We start from the raw sequence: 14,563 nt of genomic DNA, 5'->3' as shown, positions 1-14,563 counted from the left end.
CGGCGGGGCGGCGGGGACTGTGGCGCATCATTCTCCGTTCCGCCATTTGGGACAAACTGGTTGGACCACTGCTTAAAATCGCGGCACAATGGCGACCTTGACGAGGACCGGACGATGGCGGAAACAGGGCATGCACGCGGCCGCGTGGAAGCGGTGATGCGAACCATGGAAACGGCGCTGCTGAACGGTAGCTGGCCGGCGGGTGCCCGGCTGCCGGGCGAGCGGGACCTCGCGGTGCAGTACGGCGTGTCGCGCAACACGGTGCGCGAAGCGATCCAGCGGCTTGCCGCGCGCGGGCTGCTACAGAGCCGGCACGGCACCGGCGTGTTCGTGACCGAACAGTTGCGCACGGGCGTTGCGTCGCCGTGGGGGCAGCTGATTGGCGATCATCCCGCGCTGCGCGACGACATTCTCGAGTTTCGCCGTGTGCTGGAAGGCGCCACCGCGTATTTCGCGGCGCTGCGCGCGAGCCCGGACGACATTGTGCGCATCCGCGAGGAACTGGCCGCACTCGAACGCAGCCGCGCCACGGACGACAAGGCTGCCGAGGCGAGCGCCGACACGCGGCTGCACGAGGCCATCGCGCTCGCGTCGCACAACGCGATGTTCCTGCATCTGCACACGAGCGTGCTGAGCGTACTGCGCGAGCACATCACGATTCACGGCACGGGCTTGCGCGAGCAGGGCGACGAATCGTCGGCGATGCTGCTGCAGCAACACCGCACGCTCTGCGATGCGATCTGCGCGGGCCGGCCCGAGGAGGCGCGCACCGCGATGCAGGGGCATATCGACTTCGTGCGCGGCCGGCTGGCCGACGAGGTTGCACGGGCCAAAATTGGTCGGACCTCGCCCGATTTGGCCGCGCAGCGCAGCGTTGCGCCCGCCGGTATTCGGGTAAACACAGGGGGTGCGCCGTGATGATCGGGACGTCCTAAGCGTCTCTCAGGCGCCATTTGCGCCCCGCAATTTCCTTTCGATAACCTGTCGAACCTTGCCCGGAACCGCCACACAGCGGATACTTGCACATTTCCCCTCTTCCAGACTCCATTCAGCGGTTATCCGTATGACCACAATTCTCGAAAGTCTCCCGGCCGGGCTGAAGGTCGGCATCGCGTTCTCCGGCGGCCTCGACACCAGCGCGGCACTGCACTGGATGCGGCTCAAGGGCGCCGTGCCGTTCGCGTACACCGCGAACCTGGGCCAGCCCGACGAGGACGACTACGACTCGATCCCGAAGCGCGCCATCCAGTACGGCGCAGAAGGCGCCCGGCTGATCGACTGCCGTGCCCAGCTCGTCGCCGAGGGCATCGCAGCGCTGCAATGTGGGGCATTCCATATCTCGACCGCGGGCGTTACCTACTTCAACACCACGCCGATCGGCCGTGCCGTCACGGGCACCATGCTGGTCGCGGCGATGAAGGAAGACGGCGTCAACATCTGGGGCGACGGCAGCACGTACAAGGGCAACGACATCGAGCGCTTCTACCGCTACGGCCTGCTCGTGAACCCGGACCTGAAAATCTACAAGCCGTGGCTCGACCAGCAGTTCATCGACGAGCTGGGCGGCCGCGCCGAGATGTCGGAGTTCATGCGCCGCGCGGGCTTCGAGTACAAGATGTCGGCGGAAAAGGCGTATTCGACGGATTCGAACCTGCTCGGCGCCACGCACGAAGCGAAGGACCTGGAGAGCCTGGAAAGCGGCATCAAGATCGTGAACCCCATCATGGGCGTGCCGTTCTGGCGCGACGAGGTGCAGATCGCGAAGGAAGAGATCACGGTGCGCTTCGAGGAAGGCCAGCCGGTGGCGCTCAACGGCGTGACGTACACCGACGCGGTGGAACTGCTGCTCGAAGCCAACCGCATTGGCGGCCGTCACGGTCTGGGCATGAGCGACCAGATCGAAAACCGCATCATCGAAGCGAAGAGCCGCGGCATCTACGAAGCCCCGGGCCTCGCGCTGCTCTACATCGCGTACGAGCGCCTCGTCACCGGCATCCATAACGAAGACACCATCGAGCAGTACCGCGACCACGGGCGCCGTCTGGGCCGGTTGCTGTATCAGGGCCGCTGGTTCGATCCGCAGGCCATCATGCTGCGCGAAACGGCGCAACGCTGGGTGGCACGCGCCATCACGGGCGAGGTCACCATCGAACTGCGCCGCGGCAACGACTACTCGATCCTCAGCACGCGTTCGCCGAACCTCACGTACCAACCCGAACGCCTTTCGATGGAAAAGGTGGCTTCCACGTTCTCGCCGCGCGACCGCATTGGCCAACTGACGATGCGCAACCTCGATATCAAGGACACGCGCGACAAGCTGCGCATCTATTCGCAGGTCGGCCTGCTCGCTGCGGGCGAAGCGTCGGCGCTGCCGCAGATCAAGGACGACACGAAGTAATCTGCTGTGCCCGGATGTGTGCGGGCACAGGAAGAGAAGGGGCGCTGAGGCGCCCCTTTTTTGTTGGCGTGAGGCGCGCCGATGTTGGCGTATAGCGATGCGTTTCACGCTGTCGGCCCAGCGATCGAACCGCCGAAGCCGGCTTCGGATGCCCGGCCATGTCTTCGCAATCCCCCTCCGCGCGGCGGGCATGCTGCTACGCTGGGATTCACTTTCATTCGCGCAGGAGAACCCCATGGCCGAGCGCATTCGGAGCGACTTGTCGCGGTACGGTCCGTTCGTTCCTGATCCTGCCGCGCTGGACGAATCGCCAGAGGCGCGCGCTACGCCGACGGCGCAGTCCGTTCCGGCGTTAGCGGCGCCCCTTGTCGGGCTTACGCAGATCGGGTCACGAACGCCTTCCGACGCCGTCTCGCTTGCAGCGGCCGCAGCCGTGGCGGCCGCCGCCGGAGCGGCGCCGCTTCAGGCGGCGACCTGGAACGGCGCGCAGTTTCGCATCAAGTCCGCCGAACCGGTTGTGGGAGCCTTGTTGCAGCAAGACTCCCTGCCGGTGAACGCAAAGCCGCTGTTTGAGGTCCGCACCGCAGAACGCCCCGCGTTCGACGTGCTGCGCAGCCAGGCGGACGCCATTCGTGCTGCGTTGCGCAAGGTGCTGCGCGAGCGTGACCTTGCGGCCAACACGACGCTTTTGCCGTTTGTCTTCAAGCATGCCGATGGCCGCTACCGCATAGGGATTGCGGGCAACAGCAAAGCAGCGCTCGATCTGCTGAACGACGCAAAGGTGAAGCCGCTGGTGGCGGGCCACGTCGTGGTGCCGATGCAAAAGGGCGCTGACGCGCCGGCCTACCCGCGCTCGCGCAACGACAAGCTGGACGAGACCACGGCGCACCATGCCGAACAGCAGGCGCTGCGCTGGGCGGACAACCGCGCGGACGTGCAGGGCATCGCGTATTTCGCGCCCACGGCGCACGTGTGCGAGGGGTGCCTGCAAAGCATCTACGAGCGCGCGCCATACGACCAGACCGCCCAGGCCTTCACGTTCGATCCCGATGAAGCGATCGCGCGCGAGGCCCGCGCACCGGAGTTTTTCAAGAAGGAGATATTGCCGGCGTGGCTCATTCCGGGCGGCAAGGACCGGGCGGTGAAGGCGTTGCAGCGAGCAGTCGATGGTACGAAACCGACGCTGAAAAGCGTCGCGGCGCATTTCGGCATTTCGCCTCGCACGCTCGCCAAATGGAGCAAGGAGCGTCAGCGCGACGGGAAATCGTAGCGGCGCGGTCTGGGTGCGTTGTGTTGTGTTGTAGCGGCGGCTTTCCGCCGGGAAGGCGAATCGCGACGAACCGGCGGATGTTCCCGGCGAGCGCGCGCCGGATGGACCGGGGTTACTGCGTCCCGTCGGCGCTGCTTGCGGCGGGGGCCACGTCGAAGTCCTTCGCGCGCAGGCTCACCTTTTTCGCGTAGGCCGACGAGCCGCCGTAGCTCTTCAGTGCGGCGCCCACATCGCCGCGCGCGGACTGTAGATACCCATGCAGGATGGCCGAGCCGGCTTCGATGTTGTCCGACGCCTCGTTGAGGTCCATGTTTTTGACGAGTTGCCTGTGTGCTGCGGGCACCACCTGCATGAGGCCCGTTGCGCCGTGCGCGCCGCGGGCCGTTTCCTTGAAGCGCGATTCGATCGAAATGATGGCGAGTACGAGTGCCGGCGGCAGCGAATACTTTTCGGCCGACGTCATCACCGCCGCCGAGATGCGCTGAGCCTTTTCGCGTGCAAGGCCGAACTTCGCCATCAGCATGGCGGAAATCTTGTGCATCTGGGTCGCCACGGGTCCCGCGATGGGCCCTGCCACGGGGCTGGCGTCCGATGCCGCGGTGCTCGTGGCCGATGCCAGCGGCATGCTGGCCGCGGCATCGCGGCTGTCCGCAATCGTGGCCGACGCCGTTGCTGTATCACTGGTGAGGGCATGCGCGCGCACGGGCTCTTCGGCGCCGGCGTGCAGGCAGATCCCTAACATGAACAGCAGTGCGTAAGAGGGTCGGCTCATCGGCTGAAGTGAAGTGGGGTGGACCGGCATTATAGCGGCGGCAATATCCTGCATGCTCAAGCCTCGAGGGCGCGGTTCGCATGCCGAACCGCTGCGGGGCAAGCGTTGTACTGAAGGACGAAGGAAACAGAGAAACACCTGCACCACGGTTCAGGTGGATTGCCGGCGGTACCCGTGCGCAGCCGTGACACGTCAGGCGAATGCCTGCCCGAATGCACGGCGGTGCCGGTCGCTACACTACCGCGCAACGGGAGCCCGACAGGGTGAGCGACGCATTTGCTGGAGGAGAACCATCATGCATGACAGGCAGACTGTGGCGCCCGACAGCACGGCCGTGCGGGTGGCGTTATGGCGTGCCATGCACGTTCAGGTCGACGCGCCGCCGCACGTGATCGAAGACGAAGTCGGATTGCAGCTGGCTGATCCGGACGGGAACTGGCGCGAACGTCCCGACATGCATCCGCAGGGCACGCGGGGCTATCGGGCGTCCATCGTGGGCCGGGCCCGCTTCGTCGAAGATCTCGTCGCAGAACAGGCCGGCCGGGGCGTAACGCAGTACGTCCTACTCGGCGCGGGGCTGGACACCTTCGTGCAACGCAGGCCCGAGATTGCCGCGCGCATGACCGTGTTCGAAGTCGATCAACCGGGCGCTCAGACATGGAAGCGGCAGCGTCTGGAAGAACTCGGCTTAGGCGTGCCCGCCTGGTTGCGGCTCGTGCCCGTGGATTTCGAGGCCGGCGCATCGTGGTGGGAGCGCATCGTCGCGGCGGGGTTCGACGCGGGGCGGCCCGCAATCGTGTCGTCGACGGGCGTGTCGATGTATCTGACGCGCGACGCCGTTGCCGCGATGCTGCGCCGGATCGCCGGGCTCGCGCCGGGTTCGACCTTCGCCATGACGTTCCTTCTGCCCCTCGATCTCATCGACCCTGCGGAGCGCGCCCAGCATGAAATGGTGTATGAGCGGGCGCGTGCGGCCGGCACGCCGTTCCTGAGCTTTTTCCGTCCAGAGGAAATACTGGAACTGGCACGTGCAACGGGTTTCAACGAGGCGCGCTACGTGTCCACAGAAGACATCGTTGCGCGCTATTTCAGCGGTCGAAGCGACGGGCTCCGGCCATCGAGCGGCGAGGCGTTCCTCGTGGCGACGACGTAGCGGGGCACGCTCGCGCACAGGCATCCTGCTTCACGCGGATGCACTGGCGTGCCGGCGCGGCAAGCCAGTGCACGTGATCCCACGGGCACGCTGCAGCAGCGGTTGCGTGTTTACGGATGGCGGCCCGGCGCTACCCGTTCGCGTTCATTGCCCCGCAGAGATGCCCACCTGCTCGCGCCGTCCGCTGGAAGCACTGGCCACCAGCATGCCCGCGCCGAGAAGCGCGAGACACACCACCGGAACGAGCATCGGCGCACCAGCGTTGCCTGCCACCTTGCCCACATAGGGCATCAGGTTCTGGGCAAAGAAGCCGCCAAGATTGCCGATGGAGTTGATCGCGGCGATGCTTGCCGCAGCACGCGCGCCGCTAAAAAAGCGTGGCGGCAACGACCAGAAGCACGGGTAGAGCAATGGAATGCATGCGCCTCCCAGCACGAGTGCAGCGAATCGCAGCGGCAGGCCGGGCAACACGAGGCTCAGAGCGAAGCCGATGACGCCGATGCCGGCCACGATCGCCATCGCCTTGAGCACCACGCCTTCGCGCTTGAGCCTCGCGGGCAGCCACAGCAGCAGAAGTGCACCCAGTGCCCACGGAATCATGTTCAGCAGGCCGTTCGTGGATGAAGCGATTCCACCGCTCTTGAGCAGCGTGGGCAGCCAGTACGTCACGCCATAGAGCGAAGTCGACATCAGCATATAGGCGCCCGCGAACATCAGCACGCGCCAGTCGATGAACGCGCGCCACGGATGCCCGGATACCGTGCCGGCGGGCGCTTCGCGCTTGAGTGCGGCGAGCACGACCTGCTTCTCGTCCGCGGAAAGAAAGCGTGCGCGTTCGACGGATTCGGGCAGGAACCGCAGTGCGACCAGTGCGACGATGACGGCAGGCGCGCCCGTCGCCATAAACACCCACTGCCAGCCAGCGAAGCCGAATTGGCCATCGAGCGACAGCAGGAGTCCGCCTGCAAGCGACCCCAGCATGTTCGCGAGCGCGCTGCCCAGCGTGAAGAAGCCCAGCATGCGGGTGCGCTGGCTCTGCGGGAACCACAGCGTCAGATAGAAGATCACGCCCGGATAGAAACCGGCCTCGGCCACGCCGAGCGCAAACCGGAACACGTAGAAGAGTGTCGTGGAATGCGTGAAAGCCATCGCCACCGTGATCACGCCCCACGTGGCCATGATGCGCGCGAGCCAGAGGCGGGCGCCGAAGCGGTGAAGCGCCAGGGTGCTGGGCACCTCGAACAGCAGATAGCCGATGAAGAACAGCGAGGCACCAAGGCCATACGCCGTCTCCGTCATGCCGAGTGCGTGCACCATCTGCAGCTTCGCGAAGCCGACGTTCTGCCGGTCGATAAAGGCGATCAGGAACATGACCACGAGCAGCGGCATCAGCCGGCGCGCAATCTTTTTCATGACAGCCTGCTCGGATAAGGGGGGATGGTTCACAACAGGTCTCCGGAATTGAAATTCATATATATGATTGGTTGAATTGGAATGCAGGCCAATGGGTATAAACCCGTCCTCGCTCGGCAAGGCCTGATGCACGGGTTAGTCCCTATCCGTCGAACAGCCAATTCATGCAAACATATATATGAATTAAGGAGAATCATGATGCATGCGGACGACCGGCTCCCTCGCTACCAGCAAGTGCGCGATGAACTCGTGGCACTCATCGCGGCTCACCACTGGCGACCGGGTGAGGCCATTCCCACCGAACAGGCACTGGCGAAGCAATACGACGTAGCCGTCGGCACCGTGCGCAAGGCCGTGGATCTGCTCGTGGCCGAAGGTCTGCTCGAGCGCTTCCAGGGGCGAGGAACCTTCGTGCGTCGCGCCAGTTTCGACAGCTCACTGTTCCGGTTCTTCCGCTTCCAGACGCGGCAGGGCGAACGGCGCATTCCCGAGAGCCGCATCCTGCGACGCGAGGTCGTTGAAGCACCGTCTGCCGTGGCCACCACCTTGCAGATTCCGAACGGCAGCAAGGCGATCCAGATGTCCCGGCTGCGGTTGATCGACGGGGTGCCGATGCTGACCGAAGAAATCTGGCTGCCTTTTGACCGCTTTGCTGCCTTCATGCAGCTCGAACTGGAGCAGATCGGCGATCTGCTTTATCCGGTGTATGAAGCGCAGTGCAATCAGATCATCGCGTCGGCTACGGAAACGCTCACGGTGGAGGCCATCGGGCCACTGCATGCGCGACTGTTGCGCATCGAACCCGGCACGCCCGCCGTGGTGATCGAGCGTCTCGCATATGGATACGATCGGCAGCCGCTGGAATGGCGGCGTTCCCGCGGGCCGGCAAGCGAGTTCATCTATCAGGCCGAGATTCGCTAGCACGTGCAAAGCGTTTCAATGCACGCGAATGCACTGCACTGAAATACAGCCGCACCACAACGATTAAACGATTCCCGTAGCGGAATTCAGGACATAGGAGACAGCCATGTCCGGTTGGTTCAGGGAAATATCCGCCAACGAGCGGCGCACGTTCTGGGCATGCTTCGGCGGTTGGGCGCTGGATGCGCTCGACGTGCAGATGTTCAGCCTCGTGATTCCGGCGATCATCGCCCAGTGGTCGATCAGCCGCACGGAGGCCGGTCTTGTGAGCGGCGCGACGCTCGTCGCGTCGGCGCTGGGCGGATGGATTGCGGGCATGCTCTCGGACCGAGTGGGCCGCGTGAAGACGTTGCAGTGGACCGTGGCCTGCTTTGCCGTCTTCACGTTTCTTTGTGCGTTCGCGCAGAACTATCCGCAGTTCCTCGTGCTGAAGACGCTGCAAGGTTTCGGTTTCGGCGGCGAGTGGGCCGCGGGTGCCGTGCTCATGGCGGAAACGATTCGCGCCGAGCATCGCGGCAAGGCAATGGGCAGCGTGCAAAGCGCGTGGGCAGTCGGCTGGGGTGCTGCGGTGCTGCTCTATGCCTTGATGTTTTCCGTCATGCCGGCGGCCACCGCATGGCGCGCCATGTTCGCCCTCGGCATTCTGCCGGCGCTGCTTATCGTCTATGTGAGGCGTGGTGTGCAGGAACCCGATGCAGCTGCATTGAAGTGCACCGGCCAGAACACGCGCAGTGCAGATGCATCGGCGAATGAACCGGCACTCGATGCAGTGTTCGGCATCTTCTCGCCGCAGGTGCTTCGCATGACACTGATCGGCGCACTGCTCGGCGTCGGCGCGCATGGCGGCTACTACGCGCTGATGACCTGGCTGCCCACGTATCTGAAAACCGAACGTCATCTCTCGGTGCTGGGCACGGGCGCGTATCTGGCGGTGGTCATCGTCGCGTTCTTCGTGGGGTGTCTTGTGTGCGCGCAACTGCTCGATCGCATCGGACGGCGCACGACGATTCTGGCCTTTGCGATCTGCTGCGTCGTTACGGTGGTCGTCTATCTGTTCATGCCGCTCAGCAACGCGGCCATGCTCGTGCTCGGTTTTCCGTTGGGCTTCTTCGCGGCTGGCATTCCGGCGAGCATGGGCGCGCTGTTCAACGAGTTGTATCCGCATGGCATTCGCGGAACGGGCGTGGGCTTCTGCTATAACTTCGGCCGCGTCGTGTCGGCGGGCTTTCCCGTGCTGGTGGGCCATATGTCCGCGAACATGTCGCTCGGTACAGCCATCGGCATCGATGCCGCGCTCGCTTATTCGATCGTCGTCCTGTCGGTGCTGATGCTGCCTGAGACACGCGGCCGCACGCTCGGTGGCCTGCCCGCGGGCTCATCCGACGAAGCCGCGCGCGAAGCGGAAGGGGCGCATCGGTTTTCGCAGGCGCATCGTCACTGAGCGCGCCTCGCCGTAGCAACGCCTGCCGAGCGGCGGCAAGAGAATGTGTAGTGGAGGAACCTCAATGATCGTAACGTCCGGTGCGGCTTCGGTTCGCCGTGATGCGGAGCGGCCCGCACGCGAGCCGTTTGCCGTGACCGCCATCGACGCGCACGCGCACGTGTTCGAACGCGGCCTGCCGCTCGCCGCGCAACGCCGGTATGTGCCCGACTACGACGCGCCGCTCCCGGCGTATTTCGCGCAGCTCGACGGCTGCGGCGTATCACACGGCGTGCTCGTGCAACCCAGTTTTCTCGGAACGGATTGCAGCTATCTGCTGGCCGCGTTGCGCCGTGAACCCCGGCGGCTTCGCGGCGTTGCCGTGATCGAGCCCGACTGCGGCTTCGGCACGCTCGCAGCGATGGCCGAAGCAGGGGTGGTCGGCATTCGGCTGAACCTGATCGGCTTGCCGGACGCGCCACTCTCAAGTCACATTGCGCCGGGCACACTCGCGCACATTCGCGAACTGGGCTGGCATGTCGAGGTGCACGCGGAGGCCGCGCGCATCGAGGGGATCGTTGCGCCGCTATTGGAGCGCGGCGTGGAGGTGGTGGTCGATCATTTTGGTCGACCGGAACCTGAACTCGGCGTGAGAGACCCAGGGTTGCGTCGATTGCTCGAAATAACGCGAAGCGGGCGGGTGTGGGTCAAAGTGTCCGCGGCGTATCGCAACAGCGTGGGCGACTCGGGCGAAGCGTTCGCGCGTGAGGCGTTGTCTCTCTTGAAGGAAGCTGCGACAGTGGAGCGGCTCATGTGGGGCAGCGACTGGCCACACACGCAGTTCGAAGCATCCGCGAACTTTGCGTCGACCTTCGGTATCGCGCAGCGGCTCTTCAGCGAGGAAGCCGAGCGCCGTGCGGTGCTGTGCGCCACAGCGGCACACTTCTACGGCTTTTGCGAAGCAACTGTGCGCTGACCTGTCGATACGAATCGACGTGCGAGGGCGGCAGCCGCTTTCATTCATACCCTCGCACGCATGGCGGCCCGCTTATCCCTTCACGCCCTCCACGAGCACCGCGCGATAGCGCGAACCCTTGAAACGATGCTGGGCAACCTGCTGGTAGGCCGGGCTGTCGTACCACGCGCGCGCTGCCTGCGTATCGGGGAATTCGACGACTACCACGCCTTCGGGCGCATCGCCTTCAAGCACCTGCTGCGGTCCGTATGCCGCGAGCACCTTGATCGGATGGCCCTTGAACGTCTCGCCCACCTTCTTCATGTAAGTGTCGAGTTCGCCCTGATCCTGCGTGCTTTCGCGCGTGAACACGATGTACGTCGCCATGGCCTGCCTCCTTTCTCCGTTTGGGGTCTGGCGATGATGCCACGAAACCGCGAGCGCTGTTGAAGGCGGCGCCGCCCACGCAAGAGGCGCGGCAGCGCAGCGGCGTATCGCGTTCAGCGTGGCTTGCCGGCGTCTTCGAGCACCGCCACAAGATCCAGCTCCACCGTCGCGTTCTTCGGCAACTGGTACACGCCCACCGACGTTCGCGTATGCCGCCCCGCGTCGCCCAGCACAGCGTGCAGCACGTCCGACGCACCGTCGGCCACTTCGCTTTGCAGCGTGAAGTCCGCTGCGCATTGCACGTAGACGGTGATCCGCAGGATGCCGCGTATGCAATCGAGCGACCCGGCTTCGCGCGCCAGCAGTGCCAGCGCGCGCATCACGCAAACCTGCGCGGCGCGTTGCGCATCGGCAAGCGAGACGTCAGCGCCTGCGCGTCCCGTTACGACCACCGCGTTGTCTACACGCGGAATCTGTCCTGAAACATAGACCTCGCTGTCGTTGCGCATGACAGGCACGTAGTGCCCGCCTACCTTGATTTCGCCGTCGAAGCGATAACCGAGCGTGGCAGCGATGTCGTCGAATCGGGTTTGTCGTGAAGAGGTCATGTCGCAGGCATGCGGCTGAATGGAAGAGCGTGCAGCGTAGCATTCCGGATGCATGGCCGCCGCGGCCGTCGGCACGATCAGCGTGCGATGCGGCATCAAGCGTCAATAGCGGCAGGCGCCATCGCTCTCGAAAGCCGTATAGTCCGACAAATCGACGCGGTCGCAGCGTGCACCGCGTCTGGGCATCTCTTGACGCGAATCCGCACACGAACGCTCACGCCCGTCAGCCGGAGTGCCTATACTTCACACGCTTTGCGCGCATTCTGGTCGAACCATCGCCGTGACGCGGACACCATCCGTGTAAGCCCGACTCAACCATGCCGGGATCCTGCCGTTAACGGACAGGGGAGCAATCCAATCATGAAGCGTCCAATGAGCGCAGATAAGGACACGGGGTCAGGGGCCAGCAAGGCTCGCTACGGTTCGGCTCTTGCCGAAGAAGTGCTCGCCTCCGAGCAGACGGTGCTACGCCTCATCACGCGCAACACGCCTTTGCCAGCGTTGCTCGAGGAGGTGTGCCGCCGCGCAGAGGCGCTGCTCGGCCACGAGGCGCGATGCTCGATCCTCCTGCTCGACGCCGAAGGGCGTCACATGCTGGTGGGCGCAGCGCCGTCGTTGCCGAAGGACTACAGCAACGCGATAGAGGGGCTCGAGATCGGCCCTGACGTCGGGTCGTGCGGCACGGCAATGTTCGAGCGGCGCATGGTGATCGTCGAGGACATCGCGACCGATCCGCTATGGGCGCCGTTCAAGGCGCTGGCTTTGCCGCATGGCTTGCGCGCGTGCTGGTCCGTGCCTTTCGAAGACGAGTCGGGCAAGGTGTTGGGCGCATTCGGCGTCTATTACCGCACGCCGCGCGGGCCTACTGCGCAGGAAGAAGCGATTCTGCGCGACATCAGCAGCAGCGTGGGCCTTGCCGTCCATCAGGACGCCATCGCGCGGCGGCTCGCACAGAGCGAGGAATACCACCGGCTCGTCGTCAATCATCTCAACGAAGGCATCGTGGTGCAGACGCCCGCCGGTGAGGTCATTGCGTGCAATCCCAGCGCGCATCGCATGCTGCATGCGAGCGGCAATCTCGTGGGACGGCAGATCGGCAGCGTCATTCTGCGCGCGTGCCGCGAAGACGGAACCGTCATCGAGGAAGCGGACCAGCCGACGCGCTGGGTGCTCGCGAGCGGCAAGCCTCTCGTGGGCCTTACGCTTTCGCTCGATCTCGTGGACGGCGACACGGTGTGGATTACCGAAAACGTCGTGCCCATCATCAAGCCGGGCGAGAGCGAGCCGAGCGCGGTGTTGATCTCGTTCAACGACATCGGCCCGGTTCGCGCGGCCCAGCAGCAGCTTCGATATCTCGCCACACGCGACTCGCTCACGGGGCTCTACAACCGCGCGTATCTCGCAGACCGCATGCGCGAGATGCTCGACCCCGCGGGCGCGCCCGATGTGCTGGACGCGTTGGCGAGAGCGGCCCGGCCCGAGCATGCCGCGGTGCTTTTCATCGACCTGGACGGCTTCAAGAAAGTCAACGACACCGCCGGCCACGATGCAGGCGACGCGTTGCTCTGCAGCGTCGCGCAGCGGCTGGCGGGCTGCGTGCGCGCGGAGGACACGCTTGCGCGCGTGGGCGGAGACGAGTTCGTGATGCTCGTCGCCGATCATGGCGGCCCGGACGCGCTCGCGCGGCTCGCGCGCCGCGTGGTGGACACCGTGGCCGTACCGTTCGCGGTGGCGGGCAACGAGTACTACCTGGGCGCGTCCATCGGTATCAGCCTCTTTCCCGAGCACGGCCGCGATGCGACCACGCTGATGCGCAACGCCGACGCCGCGATGTATCACGCGAAACAGCACGGTCGTAATCAATTCCAGTTCTTCACGGAGCAGTTGAACCGGCATCTGCAACGCCGCTTCACGATCGAGCGTGCACTGCGGCGTGCAATGGCAGCGGGCGACCTGAGCCTCGTCTACCAGCCCATCGTCGACGGACGATGCAGCCGCACGGCCGGCGCCGAGGCGCTGCTGCGGCTCAACGACCCGGAACTCGGCCCCGTGACGCCCGCCGAGTTCATCCCCGTAGCAGAAGACACCGGGCTCATCGTGCCGATGGGCCGCTGGGTGATCGAACAGGCCTGCGCGCAGGCCGCGGAATGGCGCCGCACGCTCGCGCCGGACCTTGTGGTCGCCGTGAATCTCTCGCCGCGTCAGCTCAACGACGACCTCGTCGAGCACGTCGCGCAGACGTTGGCGCGCACGGGCCTCGCGCCGGCCGCGCTCGAACTCGAAATTACCGAAGGCCTGCTGATGCGCGACAGCGAGACCGTGCTGCCCATGCTGAAGGCGCTCACGGACATGGGCGTGCACATCAGCGTGGACGACTTCGGCACGGGCTACTCGTCGCTCTCGTATTTGAAGCGCTTTCCGCTGCACAACCTCAAGATCGATCGTTCGTTCGTGAATGGCTTGCCCGATCATCGCGATTCGGTGGCAATTACGAGCGCCGTGGTGGCGATGGCGCATTCGCTCGGTATGACAGTGACGGCCGAAGGTGTGGAAACACGAGAACAGGCGCTATTTCTTCGGTCTATCGGCTGCGACAAGCAGCAGGGCTACTTCTTCAGCCGGCCCATGCCCGCATGCACCTACGCGGAGCGGCTGATGGCGCCGCCTGTCGGGCTGGGCGTGCTCAACGAAATGAGCGCCTGACTGTGGCGGTTGAGGTTGCGCAGGCACACTGACGCTGTGCCCGATTGCCGCGTTGGCCGACCCTTTTCGGCCAGATGCGGTATTTTTGTGTTTTGTTTACTCCACGAAGACTATGCTCTAGCCATCTCCACTGGCAGGGCAACCTCGCAGAACACAATGGCTCCGATTCAACCGGCCCGGGCGTTCGAGAGCGGCGCAGACCGCAATGAACCCCGCGCCCCGCGCAACAACGTCATCCCGTTTCCTTCTTCCCGCGTCCTGCTGCCCATTACGCTCGATTGCGCGAATGCCGCATCGACGCGCGAGCGACTCACGGCGCTGCTCCATTCCGCGCTGGGCGTGTACGTCGCGCATACGCAAGCCGTGCATGACGGCACACGTGTCGGGGTGCGCGTGCACCTCGACATCTCGCCCGACGATCTCGACTTTGCCATTCATACGTTGATTGCCACGGTGCCCGAGGCGACCATCGGGCATGTGAGACGGCGCACGGCGTAAGCGCTGCGCGTGTGACGCGGCGGGTGACAGGCCGGACGTTTGTTCGTGAAGCGCGACGGGCTGCG

At 64.9% G+C, this 14,563-nt stretch carries 13 protein-coding genes; 9 read left to right on the top strand and 4 right to left on the bottom strand.

The window, feature by feature from the left end; genetic code table 11:
* Positions 1–114 precede the first annotated feature (114 nt).
* The 3 genes from P2869_RS25920 (at position 115) to P2869_RS25910 (ending at position 3,668) form a co-directional block, all read left to right on the top strand.
* Positions 115–918: a FadR/GntR family transcriptional regulator gene (locus tag P2869_RS25920; RefSeq protein ID WP_277598371.1), complete on the top strand. Its 804-nt coding sequence runs from the start codon at positions 115–117 to the stop codon at positions 916–918.
* A gap of 145 nt (positions 919–1,063) precedes the next feature.
* Entirely contained in the window at positions 1,064–2,398 is a 1,335-nt protein-coding gene (argG, locus tag P2869_RS25915; RefSeq protein ID WP_277598370.1) for an argininosuccinate synthase, read from the top strand.
* 97 nt (positions 2,399–2,495) lie between these two features.
* The gene (locus P2869_RS25910) at positions 2,496–3,668 is read left to right on the top strand and encodes a hypothetical protein (protein ID WP_277598369.1); all 1,173 of its coding nucleotides are present in this window, start codon (positions 2,496–2,498) and stop codon (positions 3,666–3,668) included.
* 112 nt (positions 3,669–3,780) lie between these two features.
* Here the strand turns inward: P2869_RS25910 and P2869_RS25905 are convergent, their stop codons facing one another.
* Positions 3,781–4,293 (bottom strand): transglycosylase SLT domain-containing protein, encoded by a 513-nt coding sequence (locus tag P2869_RS25905; protein WP_346833761.1) that lies wholly within the window; start codon positions 4,291–4,293, stop codon positions 3,781–3,783.
* A 442-nt stretch (positions 4,294–4,735) separates the two neighbouring features.
* Here P2869_RS25905 and P2869_RS25900 point away from each other — a divergent pair, with 442 nt between their 5' ends.
* Entirely contained in the window at positions 4,736–5,593 is an 858-nt protein-coding gene (locus tag P2869_RS25900; protein WP_277598367.1) for a class I SAM-dependent methyltransferase, read from the top strand.
* Positions 5,594–5,737: 144 nt separating this feature from the next.
* Here the strand turns inward: P2869_RS25900 and P2869_RS25895 are convergent, their stop codons facing one another.
* Entirely contained in the window at positions 5,738–7,006 is a 1,269-nt protein-coding gene (locus P2869_RS25895; RefSeq protein WP_277598366.1) for an MFS transporter, read from the bottom strand.
* Between the two features lie 198 nt (positions 7,007–7,204).
* Between P2869_RS25895 and P2869_RS25890 the strand changes: the two genes are divergently transcribed.
* The 3 genes from P2869_RS25890 to P2869_RS25880 all read left to right on the top strand — a co-directional run bounded on the left by P2869_RS25890 (position 7,205) and on the right by P2869_RS25880 (position 10,323).
* On the top strand, positions 7,205–7,927 hold the full coding sequence (locus tag P2869_RS25890) for a GntR family transcriptional regulator (RefSeq protein ID WP_277599852.1): 723 nt from the start codon (positions 7,205–7,207) through the stop codon (positions 7,925–7,927).
* 106 nt (positions 7,928–8,033) lie between these two features.
* On the top strand, positions 8,034–9,368 hold the full coding sequence (locus P2869_RS25885) for an MFS transporter (RefSeq protein ID WP_277598365.1): 1,335 nt from the start codon (positions 8,034–8,036) through the stop codon (positions 9,366–9,368).
* Positions 9,369–9,432: 64 nt separating this feature from the next.
* Positions 9,433–10,323: an amidohydrolase family protein gene (locus P2869_RS25880; RefSeq protein WP_277598364.1), complete on the top strand. Its 891-nt coding sequence runs from the start codon at positions 9,433–9,435 to the stop codon at positions 10,321–10,323.
* 72 nt (positions 10,324–10,395) lie between these two features.
* Here the strand turns inward: P2869_RS25880 and P2869_RS25875 are convergent, their stop codons facing one another.
* Both P2869_RS25875 and P2869_RS25870 read right to left on the bottom strand, forming a co-directional pair.
* Entirely contained in the window at positions 10,396–10,689 is a 294-nt protein-coding gene (locus P2869_RS25875) for a DUF1330 domain-containing protein (protein ID WP_017775482.1), read from the bottom strand.
* Positions 10,690–10,802: 113 nt separating this feature from the next.
* The gene (locus tag P2869_RS25870; RefSeq protein WP_277598363.1) at positions 10,803–11,297 is read right to left on the bottom strand and encodes a RidA family protein; all 495 of its coding nucleotides are present in this window, start codon (positions 11,295–11,297) and stop codon (positions 10,803–10,805) included.
* Positions 11,298–11,669: 372 nt separating this feature from the next.
* On the opposite strand from P2869_RS25870, the gene P2869_RS25865 reads away from it, so the two are divergent.
* Positions 11,670–14,000: an EAL domain-containing protein gene (locus P2869_RS25865; RefSeq protein ID WP_017775484.1), complete on the top strand. Its 2,331-nt coding sequence runs from the start codon at positions 11,670–11,672 to the stop codon at positions 13,998–14,000.
* A gap of 156 nt (positions 14,001–14,156) precedes the next feature.
* The gene (locus tag P2869_RS25860) at positions 14,157–14,498 is read left to right on the top strand and encodes a hypothetical protein (protein ID WP_017775485.1); all 342 of its coding nucleotides are present in this window, start codon (positions 14,157–14,159) and stop codon (positions 14,496–14,498) included.
* The last annotated feature ends 65 nt before the right edge of the window (positions 14,499–14,563 follow it).

The organism is Paraburkholderia sp. SUR17 (assembly GCF_029536165.1).
GTDB lineage: Bacteria > Pseudomonadota > Gammaproteobacteria > Burkholderiales > Burkholderiaceae > Paraburkholderia > Paraburkholderia kururiensis.
This window is presented reverse-complemented; position numbering and strand designations above follow the sequence as displayed.

What these genes read in the sequence shown, in the direction of transcription:
- P2869_RS25920 (WP_277598371.1), top strand. Translation starts at nt 115, where the DNA reads ATGGCGGAAACAGGGCATGCACGCGGCCGCGTGGAAGCGGTGATGCGA.
- argG (WP_277598370.1), top strand. Translation starts at nt 1,064, where the DNA reads ATGACCACAATTCTCGAAAGTCTCCCGGCCGGGCTGAAGGTCGGCATC.
- P2869_RS25910 (WP_277598369.1), top strand. Translation starts at nt 2,496, where the DNA reads ATGCGTTTCACGCTGTCGGCCCAGCGATCGAACCGCCGAAGCCGGCTT.
- P2869_RS25905 (WP_346833761.1), bottom strand. Translation starts at nt 4,293, where the DNA reads ATGCCGCTGGCATCGGCCACGAGCACCGCGGCATCGGACGCCAGCCCC.
- P2869_RS25900 (WP_277598367.1), top strand. Translation starts at nt 4,736, where the DNA reads ATGCATGACAGGCAGACTGTGGCGCCCGACAGCACGGCCGTGCGGGTG.
- P2869_RS25895 (WP_277598366.1), bottom strand. Translation starts at nt 7,006, where the DNA reads ATGAAAAAGATTGCGCGCCGGCTGATGCCGCTGCTCGTGGTCATGTTC.
- P2869_RS25890 (WP_277599852.1), top strand. Translation starts at nt 7,205, where the DNA reads ATGCATGCGGACGACCGGCTCCCTCGCTACCAGCAAGTGCGCGATGAA.
- P2869_RS25885 (WP_277598365.1), top strand. Translation starts at nt 8,034, where the DNA reads ATGTCCGGTTGGTTCAGGGAAATATCCGCCAACGAGCGGCGCACGTTC.
- P2869_RS25880 (WP_277598364.1), top strand. Translation starts at nt 9,433, where the DNA reads ATGATCGTAACGTCCGGTGCGGCTTCGGTTCGCCGTGATGCGGAGCGG.
- P2869_RS25875 (WP_017775482.1), bottom strand. Translation starts at nt 10,689, where the DNA reads ATGGCGACGTACATCGTGTTCACGCGCGAAAGCACGCAGGATCAGGGC.
- P2869_RS25870 (WP_277598363.1), bottom strand. Translation starts at nt 11,297, where the DNA reads ATGACCTCTTCACGACAAACCCGATTCGACGACATCGCTGCCACGCTC.
- P2869_RS25865 (WP_017775484.1), top strand. Translation starts at nt 11,670, where the DNA reads ATGAGCGCAGATAAGGACACGGGGTCAGGGGCCAGCAAGGCTCGCTAC.
- P2869_RS25860 (WP_017775485.1), top strand. Translation starts at nt 14,157, where the DNA reads ATGGCTCCGATTCAACCGGCCCGGGCGTTCGAGAGCGGCGCAGACCGC.